General features: G+C 62.4%; 14 protein-coding genes and 1 pseudogene. 11 read left to right on the forward strand and 4 right to left on the reverse strand.

All coding sequences use genetic code 11. The features are described from left to right. The first annotated feature begins 60 nt into the window (after window positions 1–60). The 11 genes and pseudogenes from AC1RNP_RS13925 to AC1RNP_RS13975 all read left to right on the forward strand — a co-directional run bounded on the left by AC1RNP_RS13925 (window position 61) and on the right by AC1RNP_RS13975 (window position 14,252). On the forward strand, window positions 61–2,523 hold the full coding sequence (locus tag AC1RNP_RS13925; protein ID WP_493052012.1) for a VirB4 family type IV secretion/conjugal transfer ATPase: 2,463 nt from the start codon (window positions 61–63) through the stop codon (window positions 2,521–2,523). Between the two features lie 216 nt (window positions 2,524–2,739). Further along, entirely contained in the window at window positions 2,740–3,561 is an 822-nt protein-coding gene (locus AC1RNP_RS13930; protein ID WP_493051872.1) for a hypothetical protein, read from the forward strand. Window positions 3,562–3,610: 49 nt separating this feature from the next. Further along, window positions 3,611–4,435, forward strand: coding sequence for a hypothetical protein (locus AC1RNP_RS13935; protein ID WP_493051873.1), 825 nt, complete (start codon window positions 3,611–3,613; stop codon window positions 4,433–4,435). Window positions 4,436–4,491: 56 nt separating this feature from the next. Further along, on the forward strand, window positions 4,492–5,925 hold the full coding sequence (locus AC1RNP_RS13940) for a TrbL/VirB6 family protein (protein WP_493051874.1): 1,434 nt from the start codon (window positions 4,492–4,494) through the stop codon (window positions 5,923–5,925). Between the two features lie 20 nt (window positions 5,926–5,945). Next, entirely contained in the window at window positions 5,946–6,464 is a 519-nt protein-coding gene (locus AC1RNP_RS13945; RefSeq protein ID WP_493051875.1) for a DUF4189 domain-containing protein, read from the forward strand. Window positions 6,465–6,678: 214 nt separating this feature from the next. Then, a complete protein-coding gene (locus AC1RNP_RS13950) occupies window positions 6,679–7,203 on the forward strand; it encodes a DUF4189 domain-containing protein (protein ID WP_493051876.1) in 525 nt (174 codons plus the stop codon). A 421-nt stretch (window positions 7,204–7,624) separates the two neighbouring features. Continuing rightward, on the forward strand, window positions 7,625–8,284 hold the full coding sequence (locus tag AC1RNP_RS13955) for a lysozyme inhibitor LprI family protein (RefSeq protein WP_493051877.1): 660 nt from the start codon (window positions 7,625–7,627) through the stop codon (window positions 8,282–8,284). 79 nt (window positions 8,285–8,363) lie between these two features. Then, window positions 8,364–10,103 carry a peptidoglycan-binding protein gene (locus AC1RNP_RS13960; protein WP_493051878.1) on the forward strand — a complete coding sequence of 580 codons (1,740 nt, stop codon included), beginning with the start codon at window positions 8,364–8,366 and terminating at the stop codon, window positions 10,101–10,103. A 205-nt stretch (window positions 10,104–10,308) separates the two neighbouring features. Beyond that, window positions 10,309–11,238 (forward strand): hypothetical protein, encoded by a 930-nt coding sequence (locus tag AC1RNP_RS13965; RefSeq protein ID WP_493051879.1) that lies wholly within the window; start codon window positions 10,309–10,311, stop codon window positions 11,236–11,238. A gap of 95 nt (window positions 11,239–11,333) precedes the next feature. Further along, window positions 11,334–13,025: pseudogene (locus AC1RNP_RS13970) on the forward strand (peptidoglycan DD-metalloendopeptidase family protein); the annotation flags it as partial. 366 nt (window positions 13,026–13,391) lie between these two features. After that, entirely contained in the window at window positions 13,392–14,252 is an 861-nt protein-coding gene (locus tag AC1RNP_RS13975) for a hypothetical protein (protein WP_493051880.1), read from the forward strand. Between the two features lie 73 nt (window positions 14,253–14,325). Here AC1RNP_RS13975 and tsf read toward each other — a convergent pair whose 3' ends face one another. The 4 genes from tsf to AC1RNP_RS13995 form a co-directional block, all read right to left on the reverse strand. Then, window positions 14,326–15,219 carry a translation elongation factor Ts gene (tsf, locus tag AC1RNP_RS13980; RefSeq protein ID WP_493051881.1) on the reverse strand — a complete coding sequence of 298 codons (894 nt, stop codon included), beginning with the start codon at window positions 15,217–15,219 and terminating at the stop codon, window positions 14,326–14,328. Between the two features lie 142 nt (window positions 15,220–15,361). Then, window positions 15,362–16,195: a 30S ribosomal protein S2 gene (gene rpsB, locus AC1RNP_RS13985; RefSeq protein WP_493051882.1), complete on the reverse strand. Its 834-nt coding sequence runs from the start codon at window positions 16,193–16,195 to the stop codon at window positions 15,362–15,364. Between the two features lie 269 nt (window positions 16,196–16,464). Then, window positions 16,465–17,490 (reverse strand): Csu type fimbrial protein, encoded by a 1,026-nt coding sequence (locus AC1RNP_RS13990; RefSeq protein ID WP_493051884.1) that lies wholly within the window; start codon window positions 17,488–17,490, stop codon window positions 16,465–16,467. Beyond that, window positions 17,487–19,910, reverse strand: coding sequence for a fimbria/pilus outer membrane usher protein (locus tag AC1RNP_RS13995; RefSeq protein ID WP_493052013.1), 2,424 nt, complete (start codon window positions 19,908–19,910; stop codon window positions 17,487–17,489). The genes AC1RNP_RS13990 and AC1RNP_RS13995 overlap by 4 nt, the downstream gene beginning before the upstream one ends. Window positions 19,911–19,923: the final 13 nt, after the last annotated feature.

Genomic DNA, 19,923 nt, shown 5'->3' on the forward strand with positions numbered 1-19,923 from the left:
AATCCCGGCCGAAGGCCGGATCCATGGCGGTCCCCATGCTCCCCGAGGCGACGTATGCCCATCTTCAGCCGCGATACCTCCATCGACGAGTTCATCACGCTTTCCACCCATGTCTCGCCGACGGTCGTCAAAACAACCGGTGGCGACTACCTGATGACCTGGCACCTTGGCGGGTTGCCGTTCGTCGGCCGGGAAGAGTGGGAGCTCGAGCACCGGCACAACACCTTCAACCGCATGTTGCAGACCTTGCGGGCGCCTGACTTCGTCAACGTCGCCTTCTGGGTCCACGACATCCGCCGCCGTCGCCGCGTCAACATGCGGCCACGCTTCGATCATGTCTTCAACCAGACGCTCTCGGACGGTTACTACGAGGCGCTCTCGGGTCAGAAGCTCATGCAGAACGAGCTGTATCTGACGATGATCTACCGGCCGATCGTGAGCGGAAAGCGCTTCGTGGCCAAGACTTCCGACACCGAACAGCTGAGGGCGGAGGAAGAGCAGGCGGTTGGCAAGATCCTCGAGCTGGCGGGCAACGTCGAAGCCGTGCTCAAGGACTACGCACCGTATCGCCTCGGCATCTACGAAGCCGAAAATGGCATCGTCTTCTCCGAAACCCTCGAATTCTTCGGCTATCTGCTCAACCGTATCGACGAGCCGGTGCCGGTGCTGAAGGCGCCCGTCAAGGATTACCTCGCCGTGAGCCGGTTGATGTTCTCCGACAAGACCGGCGACTTCATCATCAACACGCCGAACGGCGCCAATCGCTACGGGGCGATCCTCAATATCAAGGAGTATGCCGAGGGCACGTATCCCGGCATTCTCAACGGCCTCAAGTACCTCGATTTCGAATATGTGCTCACCCATTCCTTCAGTCCGATGGGGCGGCACGACGCGTTGAAGGTACTTGAGCGCACCAAGGGCCAGATGATTTCCTCGGGCGACAAGGCGGTCAGCCAGATCGTCGAACTCGACTACGCGATGGACCAGCTCGCCTCGGGCAACTTTGTGCTCGGCGAGTACCACTTCATCATGACCTTGTACGCGGACACTCAGGAGCAGCTCTCGCAGCAGATCGCCACCGCGCGCGCCGAACTGTCCAACGCCGGCTTCGTGTCCGCGAAGGAAGATCTCGCCGTCGTGTCCTCGTTCTATTCGCAGTTCCCGGGCAACTGGAAGTACCGCACTCGTCAGGCCAGTCTCAGTTCGCTGAACTTCCTCGGTCTCTCGCCGCTGCACAACTTCGCCACCGGCAAGAAGGACAACAATCCCTGGGGCGAGTGCGTCACCACGCTGCAGACCACCAACGGCCAGCCGTACTACTTCAACTTCCACGCCACCCATCCAGCCGAGAATTCACTTGGGGAGAAGGCCATCGCCAACACCATGGTGATCGGTAAGTCGGGTACCGGTAAGACTGCGCTGATCAACTTCCTGCTTAGCCAGGTGCAGAAGCTCAAGCCGACGCCCACCATCTTCTTCTTCGACAAGGACCGCGGCGCCGAGATCTTCGTGCGCGCCTGCGGCGGCAACTATCTGGCGCTGGAAAACGGCCAGCCCACCGGCTTCAATCCGTTCCAGTGCGAGCGCAACGAAGCCAACGTCCAATTCCTGGCCGACCTGATCAAGGTGCTGGCCGGCAAGCGCGAGTACAGCGCGCGCGAGGAAGAGGACATCTTCCGCGCCGTCGAGAACATCCTCGACACGCCGCCGCACCTGCGCACGATGACCAACTTCCAGAAGAGCCTGCCCAACATGGGCGACGACGGCCTCTACGCACGCGTGCGCAAGTGGACCGCCGGCAACTCGCTGGGCTGGGTGTTCGACAACCCGAAGGACGAGATCGACCTCCACAAGGCCAACATCATCGGGTTCGACTACACCGACGTCATCGACAACCCCGAAGTGCGCGTGCCGGTCATCAACTACCTGCTGCACAGGCTGGAGGAGTTGATCGACGGTCGTCCGCTGATCTACGTCATGGACGAGTTCTGGAAGATCCTCGACGGCTCCGGTGGCCTGAAGGAATTCGCCAAGAACAAGCAGAAGACCATCCGTAAACAGAACGGCCTCGGCATCTTCGCCACCCAGAGCCCGGAGGATGCGCTCAAGAGCGACATCTCCGCCGCCCTGATCGAACAGACCGCCACTCTGGTGCTCCTGCCCAACCCGAACGCCAGCCGCGAGGACTACGTCGACGGCCTCAAGCTCACCGACGCCGAATACCAGGTGGTCAAGAGCCTCGACGAGCGTTCGCGCTGCTTCCTGGTCAAGCAGGGGCATGGCGCCAGCGTCTGCCAGCTCAACCTGCGCGGCATGGACGATGCCCTGGCGGTGATCTCGGCCTCGACCGACAACATCGACATCATGCATCGCATCCTGGCCGAACGGGCCCGCGCGGAGGGGGTGAAACCCGACGATCTCAAGCCCGAGCAATGGCTGGATACCTTCTATGACCAGCGCAAAGGCTCGGGCAAGGGGGCCAAGGCGTCGACGGGACGGACGACCAGTCATGCCACTGCCTAGTTACCCCGGGCATGGTCAGTTTCGCTTGCCGGTTTCCGGGCGGGCAGGCGGACTGGGCGGCCATCGGACGAACGGGCGTTTGACGGCCCTGAGTGCTGGTTTAAGTGCTAGTTCCAGTAATCAAATTTGTGTTATTTTTACCTTGTAGAAGTACGACCGGGCCAGCGTGGCACGCTGGTGGTAAAGGACCCAACCCAAGACTTAGGGGCTAGTATCATGACGATCACTACTGCACAGACTTCTTCGCGCCGTTCCGGCGCCTCCACCCGCCTCAAGGCCACCGTCCTGACGGCTGCTCTCGGCCTCTCGCTGACTGCCGGCAACGTGCAGGCGCAGGCCGTGGTCGAGATCGGCGGCAACCTGTTCACCAACATTGCCAACCAGGTCAATACGTTGGCCACGCAGATTCAGGAAAAGACTGAGTTTGCCCAGCAAGCCATGCGCTGGACTCGGACACTGCAACAGTTCCAGGACATGATGAACAGCATCGACAGCTTGATTACCGGACTCGGCTTGCCGACAGGAGTGAAGCTGGAGAAAGTGAAGCCAGACTTCATGGTCGTGGAGCGCTGCGGCGGGGCAGGTGGCGTTGGCGGAGTGTTGAGCGGACTGGCGGTTTCCGTTATCGGTTTTGATCCGGACAAGGACAACGTCAAGAAGGCTCAGCAACAGGTGTGCATCATGGACCAACGGATGCGCAACCAGCAGTACAACGAGATGGTCGACTACATGACGACGACCATGGCCCAGATGAATACGGCCAAGGCAAATCTAGACACGCTTCGCGGCACCGGCACGCGGACATCCGGACAAATGGACGGAGCAATCTACGAGGTCCAGAAGACCAACGGGGAGATGCAAAAGACCAAGGAAGAGTTCGAGTCGCGTATGACGGCTTACAACACCTTCCTGGAAGCACAGGCGAAGACGCAGGCAACGCTGGCGCAGGTGGCGATGCGGGGCAAGCCAAGCGTGCTGGGACAGGTGATGAAGGCAGCGGCGTTGGAAACGGCGCTGAAAGTGAATGAAAGTGATTGAGTAATCACATCTAACTTTCGCTCTTCCACCATTTGGGGAGTTTGCCGTCATGTCTTCTCGTAGTTCTCAACTGCAGCGGCGTCGAATGATGCCGCTGCGCTCGGCCATACTGGTTGGCGCCCTGTCTCTGGCAGGGGTTGGCACGGCCAATGCGCAATTTTGCTATGCGTTCTGGATGTGGGGGGCGCCTTGCCCGGTCATGGAGAGCGGTGGCTCTCTGATCGCCAATGTCAAAAGTCAGATCGACACTCTTACGCGCAAGGTGCAACAAATAGCCGAGTTTGCTGAAGAGGTCTCGCGCTGGACGCGGATGTTGAAGCAGTTCCAGGACATGATGAACAGCATCGACAGCTTGGTTACCGGGCTCGGCTTGCCGGCAGGGGCGAAGCTGGAGAAGGTCAAGCCGGACTTCAACGTCGTTGAGAAATGCGGCGGTACTGGTGGCGTCGGTGGGATTCTCAATAGTGCCCTGGCGGTAGCGGGGTTTGGCGACAACGACAATGTGAAGAAGAAGCAGCAGGAAATTTGCGTCAACATTCAACTGATGCAGAACCGGCAGTACAACGAAATGGTGGATTTCCTCACGGATGCCAGCGCGCAGATCAAGACGATGTCCACGCAGTTGGATGCGGTGCGTGGCACGGGGACGCGTACATCGGGTGAAATGAGCGGAGCCATCTATCAGGTCGCCAAAACCAATGGCGAAATCGAGCAGAAAATGGCTGAATTCAAAGCAAGAATGAAAGCCTACGACACCTACATCAAATCGCAGAAGCAAGTACAGGAAGTGCTGGCGCAAGTAGCGCTTCGGGGCAAGCCGTCCGTGCTGGGGCAGGTGATGAAAGCGGCGGCGTTGGAACAGGCGCTGAACTAGGTCGAGCAGACGACACGGCCGGCAGGCGTGCGCAAAGAAATTAAGGAGAGCGGAACATGGCAGGGTTACAGGGGATGATCGGATTGGGGCTGTCGAACGTATGGCAATGGCTGAATCCGAAAGTCATTGCGATCGGGGATTTCGGCGACTACGTATTCTTCAAGCTCATCCTGAATTATCTGAAGCATGAGATCGAGAATCTGCGCGAGGGCATCCTCGAGCGGATGATGGAACTGGTCGGCTTCGTGGCAGTGATCGCCTTGACGATCTGGATCATGTTCCAAGGCTACCGCATGGTGACCGGGCAGATGCGCGAGTCGGCGGCAGCGCTGATTACGAGTACCGCCAAGGCAGTGGTGATCGTTACGATTGCAATGACCTTCTCACTGGGTGGAGAGGATCTGAACGAATTCTTCACCACGAAGATGGAAAGCAATATCCACGAAATTGTCACGGGCGAGGCTGGCGATCCAGCGGATGCGATCGACGAGAACCTGGGCTGGATGCAGGTGGCGATGACGAGCCTGGACGTGCTGGATACGGTAGGCGACGCGGGGCTGAGCAGTGAGAAGGATCGCAACTATCTGCTGATCGGCATCGGTTCTGGTGGCCCGGCCATCGTGGCGGGCGCCATGCTGTTGATGTATCAGGTAGCCATGGCGCTGTTCATTGGCCTGGGGCCATTGTTCATTTTGTGCCTGTTGTTCGACTTTACCAAATCTTTGTTCCAACGCTGGCTGTTCTATGGGATTGGCACGATGTTTAGCTTGGCGGTGCTGAGCGCGATGACCTCGATTGCCTTGGACATGGTATCGGCGGTGGCGGAAGCCATGTGGGGCGCATCAATCGCCGGAAATCTGATCCTCGGAGACAGTAGCAAAGTAGGTGGTTACAACAGCCAGGCGATGCAGCAGGGCGGCATGGGCCTGATTTTGACCACTCTGATTCTCACTGTGCCTCCCATGGCGGCGAGTTTCTTCCAGGGCACGTTGGGACAGTTTGCAGCCTACGGGACAATGGGGGCGCATCTGACCAAGGGGGGCCAGCCGCCTGGGCAGGGCGGGTTCGGGGCTGGTGGTGGAGGTTATAGTGGCGGGGGATATCAACCTCCGACACCCGCCGCTAATACTGCGCCTGTCGAAAGCAGTGCAGGGCGGACCTCTGGTGCATTCAGTAGTCAAGCGACACCCTCCACTTATGCCGTAAGTGGAGGAGGCGGAGGAGCCCCTGCGCCAGACCAAGTTAAACAGGGTTCGCAGCTGTCGGCGCGCGGAAATAACCCATATGAAGTTCCGCAGGTCCTGCAGTCGCCACCTCAAACTTATGGCCCAGGTGCCAGTAGTAACACTGGGGGCGGTAGTTTTGCAGGCGGGCCGACCAGTGGGACCGGGGTAACAGGTGGTGGCAGTCCGACGACAGGAGGTGGCCAAACTAGCTCTGGTTCACCGTCTGCTCAGCCTAATAAGCCGCCTAATAAGCCGACCGTGTGACGACGGTAAGGAGGCGATTTATGAACACCAAGGCATTCTTCGTGATCGGCTTGTTGGCGATGAGTTGTTCTGCCGCGCATGCCCAGCAATCCAATCAGCAGTATTTTGAGGAGCAACAGCGCAACCAGCAGCAACAACATGCGGCTGAGCAAGCCCGCCAAGGCTATATGGCTAGCCAGGAACAGCAGGGTATGCAACAACGGCAACCTACTGGAGAATGGAAGACGACCTGGGGGGCCATTGCCACAGATAATGTGAAGGGTGTCTTAGGCTCCGTTGTCGGACGTGCCAGTAAAGGCGAAGCGAGCAATGCTGCTTTGGCTGACTGTCAGTCGAAGGGCGGCGCCGAGTGCAAGGTGGACTTGGCATATTTCAACCAGTGTGCGGCTATGGTGGTTGGTGCCAAGGAATATCGTTTATATGGTGCTGCTACAGTCGAAGAGGCATCACAGCGCGGGTTGAAGACCTGCAATGCGACCGACAGCAATTGCCGCGTTTATTACACTGAATGTAGTAAGCCTCAGTTCATGCGATATTGAGTCGATTGTCCAACTTGTCGCTGTCTCGACTCACTACTCCTGAGTTAATTAACAGAGCCCTCGCATTGCGGGGGTTTTGTTTTTTATGCGGAAAGCTTCAGTCGTAGGGATTTCCTGATAGACAACGCAACTGAAAGTTGGCAGGATTAATTTGTTGCCCGACCATCAAATATGGTTGGGTGCAAGCTGGAATTGCTAGGGCAAGGAGGATTCGATGCGCCACCGTCTAATAACGAGCATATTTTGCATAGTCGCGGCACTGCTTTCTGGCGACGTGCTGGCGCAGGCTCGGCCCGGTGGTAATGGCCCACTGCCAGGGGATCCGAGCTATCAGCAGCCTGGTTATCCGGCCGATGGTTACCAGTCCTATAGCTATCCCTCATCGCCACCGCAGGACGATGGATTGGTCGATTCCTATGGGGCCGTTGTATTCGGTACCAAGCCTGGCCAAAAAGGGGGCTTTTACTGGTTCACAGGTCAGCATGGCTCTTGGGATGAAGCCCATTCGGAAGCGCTTGCCTACTGCGCAAGAGATGGTGGGCAGAACTGCGTGCTCGCGGAGGATGCGATCAACGGATACATAGGGGTGGCTACGAGCGATGACGGCACGCTTTTTAGCGGAATCGGTGCATCGGAAGACGGTGCGAGAATCGTGGCCGTTGGAAATTGCAAATATGAAGGCCATAAGGAAGGGTGTCGGCTTCTCAATGTGCATGCCTCCTTGCCGTGGCGGAAATAGCGCTATTGACGACATGTCTGGGCCTGGCATTGAGGAAGTTCGCTGCGCTACCATATCGGCCGAGTGCGATGGCAAGTCCCACGAACCAGCGGCCAGGATGGCTGCGGATTGCCCGGCAGGCGGGTACGGAAGTTGTTCTGATTCTGTCCGCCGCGAACATCGCCTCGGTGCGCCAGGGAAAGGGTTTCGGTCAGCGAAATCCCGATCCGGGGCCGCACTGAAATTCGGTACGTCGCTCGGCGTGCCAAGCGTTGCAGGATCGCAATATGCTGGAGTTCGTTTGCCGCTTTCCAAATTACCCGGCTTCCGCTGTCGTGGAGGCGGGCGTTCGTGCGCGCGCCGGAAGTGGATCTGGACCGAACACGGGCGACTCGCGGTACTGTTTGCGGGTCGTATCGCATTCTTTCCTGGGAGCCGCATGATGAAACGCCGCTTGATGAAACCAATCCAGCACACCAGCTTTTTCGCACTGCTTGCCCTGTCGGCCGCTGCCTGCAGCGCGGGCAGTTCGGCCGCCGCCGATCAGGCGGTAGCAACCGGGCAAAAGCCGACGGCGTCGACGTCCACTGAAGCCAAAGCCGATGCTGCTCAGGCCTCCCCCGATGGCGTAGCGAAGGATGTTGCGGCGCAGAAGGCGACTGCTTCCGCCGGAGATGTGATCAACGGCATCGCGATCGTGCCTGGCGTGGAGCGCCTGTCCTACATCTCGCCGCGCTATTACGGCATCCGCGAGAGCTACGACGCATGTCTCGACAAGACGCAGGGCCGGATTCCGGCACGGGGAGACTGCGCCGACGACGAGTTCGACTACCAGGATGCGCGCCTGAACAAGGCCTACCGGGCGTTGCTGGCGACACTGGGAACGGGCGAAGGCGATGCCAAGTCCGCGACGGCGCCGGTGCAGGCCGCGCAGCGCGCATGGCTCGCGTTCTACGAGAAGGATTGCTCGGCGCGGGCGGACCGGTTCGGGTCGGATGCCGCGCCGGCCATGCTGTCGATCTGCCGTATGGAAAGCGTGGCGCGACGGGCGCAGGAATTGGAAGACTGGCGAGACAGTTATGTGGGAAGCCACCGGCCTTAGCCGAGTGGCGGGACATGAATCGTGACATCCGCATAGGGATGTTTGCTGGCATCAACACGGATCAAGTTGGAGGTGAGCGATGAGCAACGAGCGTTTCACGGGAGGAGATTCCCTGCAGCCGGGTACCATGGAGTATTACGTCCATCGCGCGATGATGAAGAGCGAGTTGAGGAACGGATACGGCGCCTACGAAGTCAGCAATGCGGTGCTCGGGGCCAGCGGCCCGAGTTTCGGTCCTTTCCAATACGATGTCGGCGGAAATCAGGACGGGCGCGACCTGTTGGAGCGGATCGCCAAGAACGCCACCGGCGCGGACGGCAATCGCATCATCGACGATGACGAACTTGCCGAGATCCGCGCGCATCTCTACAAGCCGTTCGGCAAGTTCGACGACAAGGATCGCGAAGTGTATGCGCGGCTGAAGCCGGAGCTCGACCAGATGCTGAGCTCGACGGCGGGCAAGGAGGCGATCAACAGCGATTACCTCACCCACCTGGACGGCAAGATCAAGAAAATGGATGCCGTCGTCGACGGTATCTCCAACGAAACCAACAAGGAGTTCGTCAAGGACAGCCCGTTGGCGAAATTGATCATTCTGGACACGCAGAACCAGTATGGGCCGCCGGTCAACGACGGCCTGAAGCAATTCATGGGTATGACCTCGGGCGACGCGGCGATGGACATGCCCAAGCGCAAGCCTGCTTCGACCATCAAGGTGGAAGGGGATTTTGGCCTGGAGGACATGATCCGCTACAAGCTGGAGACGCAGTACGGCCAGGACGACAAAGGCGCGAAGGACGTGCTGCGCCGCATTTCTAACTTGGTCGATTCGGTGGGGGCGGAGAACGTCAAGCTTTCCGACGAGGACAAGAAATTCCTCGAGTCGGGCCTGCGGCAGTATCTCGTGGACAACGGCCGTGATCCGGACATTCTGAAAGCGCCGGAGCTGAAAGGTTTGCGCGATCTCGGCGTGTTCCCGGATCGTCCGCTCAAGCTGGACGACACCGGCAAGGACGTGGGCGCGTTGCAGGATCGCCTGGGCAAGCTGGGCTTCACCGCCGAGGGAATGGAAGCCGGCAAGTTCGATGCCGCAACCAAGTCATCGGTGGAGGCGTTCCAGAAGGACAGAGGGTTGACGGTGACCGGCGAGGCCAACATGGAAACGTTGAAGGCGCTGGACGAGAGAATCCGTGCCGTGCAGGAAGATCTGAAAGCGCTCGGGTACAAGGATGCCAAGGATCGTCCGCTGAAGGTCGATGGCGATTTCGGCAAGGGGACGACCCACGCGCTGCAGAATTTCCAGCGCGACAACGGACTCGACCCGACCGGCATCGCCGACAAGCAGACCATCGATGCCATCGCCAAGAAGCTGCCGGACGCGAAGCTGTCCGCGGGCCGCGACGCCGGCGAAACGACGCGGACGACGTCGGCCAACGAACAGTTGGGCAAGGACAATCCGATGTACCAGCAGGCGTTGCAGCAGCTGGAGAAGCTCGGTCCGCAGGCGGGCCTGGCCAATCCGGAGGACCGGCAGCGTGCGGCCGCGGCGATCGCGTTCGAGGCCAAGGTGGGCGGCATGAGCCGCATCGACGAGATCGTGCCGAGCACCAATGGCCGGGGCGTGATCGCGGTGCAGAACAATCCGAACAATCCTGAGGACGTCAATCGCGCCTACGTCGACAAGGCGACCGCGGCGCAGCAGCCGCTGGCGCAGAGCCTGCAGCAGTTCGATCAGGAGGCGCAGCGCCAGCAGGTGGAGCAGGCCAAGCAGGATCAGCAGCGAACGCAGCAGCATGCCAATCCTGTCAAGGCGGCTTGAGACGATGGCGGCTTGAGATGAGAGTGATCGCGCAAGGTCAAGGGGAAGGCGGCCGGACCCCGCTCAGGCGGGGTCCGGCCGGCCGTGATGCCTCGGGGAGGGCGATGGCGCCATACCCTGCCGTTCGGAAATGGCGGCGGCATCGTTCCGGAGGTTTCCTTGTAAGATCGTTGCCGGTTTCCCCCGACCCCCAGGACGCGACGGCATGACGCACGGCAAAACGCTTCTATTGGCGCTGGCGATTTTGTTGCTCAGCGCGTGCGATGCCAAGCCTCCGGAGGGCGCGTCCGCCGCCTCCGGCGACAAGGCGGCGTCTTCACAGAGTACTTCCGCTCCTTCAACACAACAGGATGTTCCGACAGTGCCCAACGACAACCAGAATGCCTCCGCCATCAAGCCGCCATCCCCGGACAGCGTGCTGTACATGATCTACAAGAAGGACGGTGACGGGGCCACTTCATACGAGGTCGACTACGGCAGCTGGGTGACCTACTGGTACGGCCATCAGTTCGATTTCAAGGGCAAGCATTACTTCACCGGTTTCGCCTACAAGACGCCGGAGAAGTTCGGCGAGGAAGAACAGGACGCGCCGGCCGATCCCGAAGGGACAGTGGCGATCTCGCAGGCGACCTTCGAGGTGACCAAGCCGCAGGACAAGGCGCCGTGGGCGCTGCGGGAGGCGGATGGCTTCGTCGGCGAGTTCGGCGCCTACGGCAAGGCGAGCGACATCGACGAGACGCGCCAGCCGCAGAGCTACGAAACGCAGGACGGCCGGCTGCTGCTGGCGGTGCCGACGACCACGTTCTCGACCGGCGTGGCGACAGCGGGCTTCGCGCTGTTCGTGTTCGATCCCGCCGAGGTGAACAAGCTGCGCGACAAGCACTGGGCCTACATCGGCAGCATCGTGACCGGATCGGACAACGAAGCGGCCTGCGACGAAGGCAAGGTGATGCCGTGTGCGAAGAGCACCGGCACGCTGGCGTTCCTGGCGCCCAAGCAGGACAGCGGCCTGCCGACATTGCAGGTGACGCCGTCCGGCACGGTGATCGACGCGCCGGGCAAGACGCGCACGCTGGGGGCTTCCGACGTTGCGACCTACGCATACGACACGGAAAAGAACAGCTACAACCCCTGACACTTTTTTATTGTTGACCGAGAACGCGAGACTAAAGGACGAGTCCGGTTGGCGCATCGCGGCACGACGCCGCACAACACCAAGAGGAGCCAGAGATGGCACAGGATTACAGCAGAAGGGAAGTTCTCGATATCATCGAACGCGTCGCCGGCGAGCGGGGGATTTCCCGCGACGATTTCCTGCGATTCGCCTACATCGAGACCGGCGGCAATTTCAACGAACGCGCGCACAACCGCGGCAGCGACGCCAAGGGTCTGTTCCAGTTCGTGCCGGGAACGGCGGCCCAGTACGGGATCACCGGTCGCGAGTACGATCCGAACGTCAACACCGAGGCGGCCGCGCGCTTGTATTTGAACAATCGCCGCGATCTGGTCAATGCGCACGAGCGCAATGGCCGGCCGTATCTGTCCGGCGCGGCGGAGCCGAACGGACTGGACATGTACCTCGCGCACCAGCAGGGCTCGGGCGGCTATCGTTCGATCCAGAACGCGATCGCGACCGGCGAGTTCAGCCTCTCCAGCACGCGCCGCAACATCCTGGCGAACGTCAGTTCCGATGATTTCGAGCGGCTGACCGGTCACAAGTACCAGGACTTCCGCGGCATGGCCCCGCGCGAGATGGCGACGGCGTTCACCCAGTACTGGGATGCCAAGTTCGATCGCGTGCGGATTCCCGAGAAGGGCATCGAGCCGATCACCGCTGGCCAGCAACCGGCCCAGACCCCGACGCCGGCGGCTTCCGCACTGGCCGATGGCGTGTTGCGCAAGAACGAGCGCGGCCCGGAAGTGGTCAGCATGCAGCAGTCGCTCAACCAGCTGGGCTTCCGCGACGGTCGCGGCCAGCAGCTGGAGACGCGCACCGGCATCTACGGTGATCGCACGGCCGAGTCGGTTCGGAACTTCCAGCAGGCGAACAACATCGAGCCCACCGGCGTCGCCGATCGCCGCACGCTGGATGCGATCAGCGCACAGCTGCAGCTGCCGGCCGAAAGCCGGAATCGTCCGCCGGCGCCGCAGGCCGACGGCAACTGGCCGGCGCCCGGCAACACCACCATCAACCGCGCCGACAAGCACGGTGAAGGGCATGGCGAATTCGGGACTTCCCGCTCCGGCGGTACCCGGACGCACAAGGGCGTCGACATCCAGGGCAGGGAAGGCGATCCGATCCAGGCCTACGCCGGCGGCACCGTGCGCGTGCAGCCGAACAACGGCGGTGCCGGCAACACGGTCACGATCGACCACGGCAACGGCGTGGTGACGCGCTACTTCCATCTGAAGGACATCAATGTCCAAGACGGCCAGCGCGTCGAAGCCGGCGTGCAGGTCGGCACGATGGGCCGCACGGGCAACACGCCGCGCCAGGGCGACACGCATCTGCATTTCGAGATGTGGCGCAACGGCCGCGCCGTCGATCCGATGAACTACCTGACGGTGCCGGGCCGCGAACGCGCGGCGCAGCCGACGACGGAAGCTCCGGCCCCCAGGCCGACGGCTCCGAGCAACGCCGAGCTGGGCCGCGACAACCCGCTGTACAACCAGGCGCTGGCGCATCTGGAGAAGCTGGGCCCGAACGGCGGTTTCAAGAATCGCGACGAGATGGAGCGCGCCGCGGCCACGACCGCGTTCGAGGCCAAGGTCAGCGGCCTGAGCCGCATCGACGCCCTGGTGGCGAGCACGACCGGGCAGGGCCTGATCGCGGCGCAAACCAACCCGAACAACGCGCATGACATCCAGCGCGTGTACGTGGACAAGACGCAGGCGGTCGCGCAGCCGGTGGCGGAGCGGTTGCAGCAGTTCAATGCCGAGGCTAGTGCGCAGGAGAAGGCACAGCAGGGTCAGCAGCGGACGGCGACGCAGCCGCAGGGGCCGGGTTTGTAAGAACCTCCTCCGCGAATCGGTCCGCAAGGGAAGACGCAGAAACCCCACTTCGGTGGGGTTTCTGCTGTCCGGGTTCCGGTCGGCAAGCAAGGCTTGCCGTCGAGATGCGACGTTCATCGCGAATTGCGACTGTTGGCGACAAGCGGGCGGCAGCGGCCGGTCCGTAATGATAAAAATTATGGGGCGGGCTGCCGCTTGACTGTGTGGCCCGTTGTCCGACCTTTGCCGGGCACCATCGCTGATCACTCAAGTCATCACGATCTCTAGGGGGGAGATATGAAGACGCAGATCGCCATTTTCATGGCGTTGTCTTTACTGCTGTCCGGCTGCACCAGCATGCGCAATAACCTTCGTGATGCCAGGCCCGATCGGGTGCCGCTCGCGGTCAACACGCCGCCTGAAGTCGCGAGCGAAGATCCCGATGTCAAGCTCTACTACGGTGATCCCACGAACCTTATCAAGAATTTCCGAGAGGCCGAGGGCGTCGCGCTAGGCAATGCGCCAAGCAAGGCTGAGCTGCAGCGCTACATGCACCTGGGGTTCGCGTTGTCCGACGTGTACTGCGGCGTCTATATGAACCAGATCACGCACGCGTACAACCATCAACGCTTTGCACGCAGCACGACGTCGGACGTCGGCGGCTTGGCCGCATTGGGACTAGGGTTGTTGAAGAATTCAGCGCAGATCATCTCGCTCACCGCGGGTAGTTTCGCGTTCGCCGACAACATATTCCGCAACTATACGACCGCGTACATGCCACCAGACAACATCAGGAAGAACTTCGATGTGCTTTCTCGAGCGCGGACGCAGTTGCTCGAACAGCTGAGCAAAAAAGATGTAAGTAACGTTGCACAGGTCGGAGCGAGGATCAATTTCTACGCGTCCACGTGCACGATGGCTTGGATGGAGCGATTGGTGTCCTCGGTTGCGGAAACGGCGACGCCCGATCAAATCCAAAAAGTGCTGGAGCCATCGAATCCGACAACAGAAGTGCAGACTTCTTCGGATTCGATGAAACAAGCGCAGCCCCCACCGAACCAAGCGGCACAGGCGCAGACACCCTCAAATCAAACGACCACTTCGGTCGAGTCCTATCTGAGAAAGGTCCCCGAACCACCCAAATCGAAGACGCCCTGAGGGAGCCGGAAACAAAAAAAGAAGCCGCGGATCACCGCGGCTTCTTCGTTCCTAGCGAGGGCAGGGAAGTGGCTTACGCCAGACCGGCCTGCTTCATCACTTCAGTGCGGAAGTCGTCGCCGCCATTGGTTGGCTTCTCGATGCCTTCGCCAACGGCCAGGCGCTGGAAGGAGACGACTTCGGCGCCGGCGCCCTTCAGCACGGCTTCGACGCTCTTGTCGGTGTCGAGCACGTAGGGCTGGCCGTACAGCGTGACCTCGTTGACGATCTTGGCGATCTTGCCGCCGATGATCTTCTCGAGGATCTCGGCCGGCTTGGCCTTGTCCTTCTCCGACATCTTGGCCAGTTCGATTTCCTTTTCCTTGGCGACGAACTCGGCCGGGACGTCGGACGCCTTGATGTGCGGCGGGTTCATCGCCGCGATGTGCATGGCCAGACCGCGCGCCAGATCGGCGTCGCCACCCTTGACCTCGACCAGCACGCCGATGCGGCCGCCGTGCACGTAGGCGGCAATATTGTTTGCAGCGCTGTCGATGCGCGAGAGGCGACGCACCTGCACGTTCTCGCCGACCTTGGCGATCAGCAGTGCACGTGCTTCCTCGACCGTGTTGCCACCCGAGGTCTTGGCCGCCTTCAGCGCCTCGGCGTCCTGGGCGCCGCTGCTCAGCGCGGTCTTGGCGACTTCATCGGTGAAGGCGACGAAGTTGCCGTCCTTCGCGACGAAGTCGGTCTCGGAGTTGATTTCCACCAGCACGGCCTTGCCGCCGTCCTGTGCCATCGAGATGCGGCCTTCGGCGGCGACGCGGCCGGCCTTCTTGTCGGCCTTGGCCAGGCCCGACTTGCGCAGCCACTCGGCGGCGGCGTCGATGTCGCCGTTGTTTTCGGTCAGCGCTTTCTTGCATTCCATCATGCCGGCGCCGGTGCGCTCGCGCAGTTCCTTGACCAGGGAAGCGGTGATTTCAGCCATTACGGGTTACCTCGAAAAATATGTAGGGCGGGCCTTGGCCCGCCGGATCGACAGGCGGGCCAAGGCCCGCCCTACGCAAATGCTCGGGAATGACGAACAGAAGTGCAGCCGCGCAGCATTGCGCGGCTGCGTGACGGCCGGATTACTCGGCGGCCGGCGTTTCGGTCAGGCCGTCGTCCTTGGCGGAAGCGCGCTTGGGCGGTCCCTTCTTGGCCGGAGGCGCGCGGCGCGCGGACTTGCCTTCGCCATCGGCTTCGACGAACTCTTCTTCGCGCACGGTCGCTGCCTGCGGAGCGGCGGCCTTGCCTTCCAGCACGGCGTCGGCGGCGGCGCGGGCGTACAGCTGCACGGCGCGGATGGCGTCGTCGTTGCCCGGGATGGCGTAGTCGACCAGGGCCGGATCGTAGTTGGTGTCGACGACCGCGATCACCGGGATGCCGAGCTTCTTGGCTTCCTTGATGGCGATGTCTTCATGGCCGATGTCGATCACGAACAGGGCGTCGGGCAGACGGTTCATTTCCTTGATGCCGCCGAGCGAGGCGTCCAGCTTCTCGCGCTCGCGCCGCAGGCCCAGCACTTCGTGCTTGACCAGCTTCTGGAAGGTGCCGTCGGTTTCGCCGGCTTCCAGTTCCTTCAGGCGCGAGACCGAAGCCTTCACGGTGCGGAAGTTGGTCAGCGTGCCGCCCAGCCAGCGCTGGGTCATGTACGGCATGCCGCAACGCTCGGCCTCTTCCTTGATCGCTTCGCGCGCGCTGCGCTTGGTGCCGACGAACAGGATCATGCCGCGCTTCTGGGCGATCGCGGAGATGAAGTTCATCGCGTCGCCGAACAGCGGCACGGTCTTTTCGAGATTGATGATGTGGATCTTGCCGCGGGCACCGAAGATGTACGGCGCCATCTTGGGATTCCAGTAGCGGGTCTGGTGGCCGAAGTGCACGCCGGCTTCCAGCATCTGGCGCATGGTGATCTGGGGCATTGCTTGGTAACTCCTGGGGTGTGGAATCGCGGGCATCGCGCGCGATGCCTTCAACAATTCCGGGGTTGGGCCTCCCCGACTGCCGCCGTGACCGACCTTCTCGCGAAGGACCCCGGCACGGGTGTTTGCAGCGGGTGTGTATTCGCCGGTGACGCCCGGCGTGGGCGACTTCCATGGGCCAGGGGCCCACAAAGCCGCGGAATTATAGCTGGAGGGGGGATTTCGCTGCAAACCGATCCCTGGGCCAGCTTCCGGCCTCGGGAGACCGGCTAATAGGTGATCGTGACGGTGATGGTATCGCTGTAGTCCCCCGCCACCGGGGTCTGCGGGGCGGGGACGCGGCCGTAGACGGTCAGGGTCTGGGGCGTGCCGGTCCCGGTGCCCTGGGCGGTGTCGGTGTTCAGGGTGTTGCCCCAGCGGAGTCCGCGGGAGGCATCGCGATACAGCTCGTAGGTCACGTAGGTCGTCGAGGTCGACAGTTTCATCCGGCGCACGCTGCCGCTGGCGTAGAGGCCGTTGTTGAGGCCTACCTGCCAGGCGGTGCGGCCGGTGCAGGTCATGCCGATGGTCGAGGTCTGGTCGACGTTGCCGGTGATGAAGCCCGGGACGCTGCCGAAATCCAGGTCGGTGGTGGTGTAGGCCTGGCACTTGGGCGGCACGGTGGCCGTGGCCGTGAACGGGAAGGCGTTGGTGGGGTTGGCGCCGCCGATGCCACCGGAGGTGCAGCTGGCCGGGTAGGAGGCCGTGCCGAGCAGGGTTTCGTTGTAGCGATAGTTGAGCGAGGTGTGGACGCCGGTGAATGGGTTGCTGTAGTTGCCGGCGATGAACAGCTGCGTCGGCACGCGTCCGTAGATCGTGACCTGGATGGTCTGACTACCGCCAAGCAGCGGCACGGGGTAGTCGAAATCGAGTTGCAGCGGAGTAGGGACGGTAGCGTTGCCGAGCGAACCCCAGATCTGCGTGCGCGCCGCGTTGGTGTAGATCTGGAATTGCAGCGCGTCGCTGGTGACGTTGAGCATGCGCCGCGGATTGAAGTTGCCTCCGCCTTGCGTGCCGTCGCCGATATTGAGGCACATCCGCACTTTCGCGTTGGCGAGCAGGGCGAGCCCGAACGTCGAGCAGGTGACGTTGAACGTCGTGGCGACATCGGTGTTGCCGGTAGTCGATACCGTGCCGAAGGCCAGCGTGGACGAAGTGGCGGTGCAGGTGGTGGCGGCCTTCGCAGCCGGCACGAAGGCCGTGCCCGTGGCAAGCAGCAGCATCGCGAACAGCAGGCGCAGGCAGGATGACGTCATGGCGATGCCTCCTTCCGGCAGGACAGCGGCCCGATGCGCGGAATCGCTTGGCCGTCGACGGGATAGTCGAAGCTCACTTCGCACGATCCGTTATCCGGCAGTTCGATACGCAGGGTGTTGTGCGCGTCGAGCGTGTCGAGATAGGTCTCGCCGTCGTAGCCGACGACGGCCGGTTCGCTCAGGCCCGGCGCATGCACGCGGCTGCCCAGCGGCAGCGGCGCACCGGAAGCATCGTGCAGGATCACCACGGCCGCGCGCACCGGCTTCATGCCGAAGCGCACGCCGATGCCGGAGCGATCGCGCGGCGTGGCCAGGGTTTCGACGCGATCGATGCGCAGGTTGGCGGGCAGGTCGAGCGGATCGATCGACAGCTTGTTGTCCTGCCAGGCGCGCAGCGGCGTGACCAGCAGCATGCCGTCCGGGTCGGTGTGCCCGACCAGGCGGTTCTCCAGCTTCACTGGCACGCCGGCGCGCCCGTCCGTCGAGACCACCGCGAAGGCGTCGGTGATGTTGCGCGAGGCGAATGCATGACCGCCCATCCATACCAGGCTGCCGGTCGCGCTGGCGTAGCCGTAGCTGTGGCCGTCGAAGCCGGCGATGCCCGCGCCGTAGCGTCCATATGGCGAGATCCAGCCGATTTCCGCGAGGCCGCCCTCGCCATCGTCGCCGGTACGCGCTTGCACGCGCCAGCCGTAGCTGCGGTCGATGTCGCCATCGCCCGGCACGGGCCGCGAGACGTCGATGACGGCGTTGTCGCGCCGGCCGGTGCGTTGCAGCGACAGATTCGCCTGGCGATCGTCGCCGAGTGCCACGCTGATGCCGAGATAGAAGGTGCGATCGTCGTGATCGTCGAGGTTCTGGTTGTACGACAGGTTCGCCGTCCAGCCGCGCCGGAACGTCTGCGACCAGAACAGGCCGGCGTAGCGCGAGTCGATGCGCTCCGGCACTGCTTCGCCGTCCTGTGGTTCGGCGAGTGGGTAACGCAGGCGCAGGTAGCTGACGCTGAAATTGCCGAGCTTCGGCACGGTGACGCCGGCCAGCACGCGATCGCTGATGTCGGGCGGAGGCGATCCGTACAGCGAGGCGATGTCGCGGTAATCGCCGTGCGTGCGCTGGCTTTCGAGGGAAAGATTGAAGCGGTTGTCGTTCCAGCTGTAGCCGAGCGCGGTCTGTCCACCATGCACGTCGTCGAGCGAGCTGCGCGCGTATGACGCGTTGAGCACGCCCGCGCGTCCGAGCAGCCACAGTCCACCCAGTCCCGCATTGGCGAGTCCGCCGCCACCTTCGCCGTGCGCCTCGAAGGTGAAGCGGTCGCTGACGCCGTAGCGCAGGTTGCCGCTGCCCACCAACTCGCTGGCGTAGGAGAAGGAACGGATGCCGTAATCCTCGCGCACCAGGCCGGCGCTCAGCGACCAGTCCGACAACCCCTTGGCCAGCAGCTGCTGCGTGGCATAGAACGGAAAATCGATCGTGCGCGTGCGCCCGAACGCGTCGGTGACGACGATCTGCGCATTGCCCACACCATTGATGCCCGGCACGGTGGCGAGCTGGAACGGGCCGGCCGGCACCTCGCCGCTGTACTGGCGGATACCGTTGACGTACAGATCCACCGCCGACGGCACCGCCGCTTCACCGAGAAAGGCGGGCAGGGGCGTGGTGATGCGATACGGCTGCAAGCCGAAGTTGCGCCCGATCTGCACGCCGCCCAGCCGCACCGCGCGCGTCCAGTCGAGGAAGCCGCTGTAGGTGTCGCCGAGCGTGAGGCTGATGGCCGAATCGGGCAGTGACAGTTGCCAGCTGGTATCCAGGCGCACGGTCTCGCCGCGCCAGCCGTTGTCGCGATCGCGGGAACCGGGCTCGTCATCAGTACGTTCGCGATAGGCGCGCGTCACCGCCGAATTGCTGAAGACACCGTTGCCGATGCCGAACACGCGCAGTTCCGCCGTGGCGGTGAGATTGCTCGCATCGCGCTCGTGGCTGGCGTACAGATCGTAGTTCAGCAGCATGCCGGGCGAGGCGCCGGCCGGGTTCGAGGCGACGCCCGAGGGCCGGTTCAACACCGCCGTGTCGAGCGAGAGCAGCGACAGCGGCGCATCGAGACGGATGCGCTGCAATGCCGCGTCGTAACGCACGGACAGGCCGGGCAGCGTGCCCAGGTCGACCATCTCCGCCGGATCGCGTCCGGGCAGGGCGAAACCAATCTCGCGCAATGTCGACGAACGCGCGCGCATCCGACCATCCGCGCCGCGCACGAAGCGGGAAAGCCGGCCGGTGTCTCTCTGATTGAGGGTCACCTGCAGATACAACTCTTCATCGCGATCGGTGCGCGCGGGTGCCACCGCCGGATCGAGCGTGACATCCGACAGCAGGCGAGCGCTTTCTTCCGCGGCGGCACTCTGGGGCAACCCCGTCAGCAGCAAGGCGGACGGCAGC

The organism is Luteimonas sp. GW821-FHT14E02 (assembly GCF_058803905.1).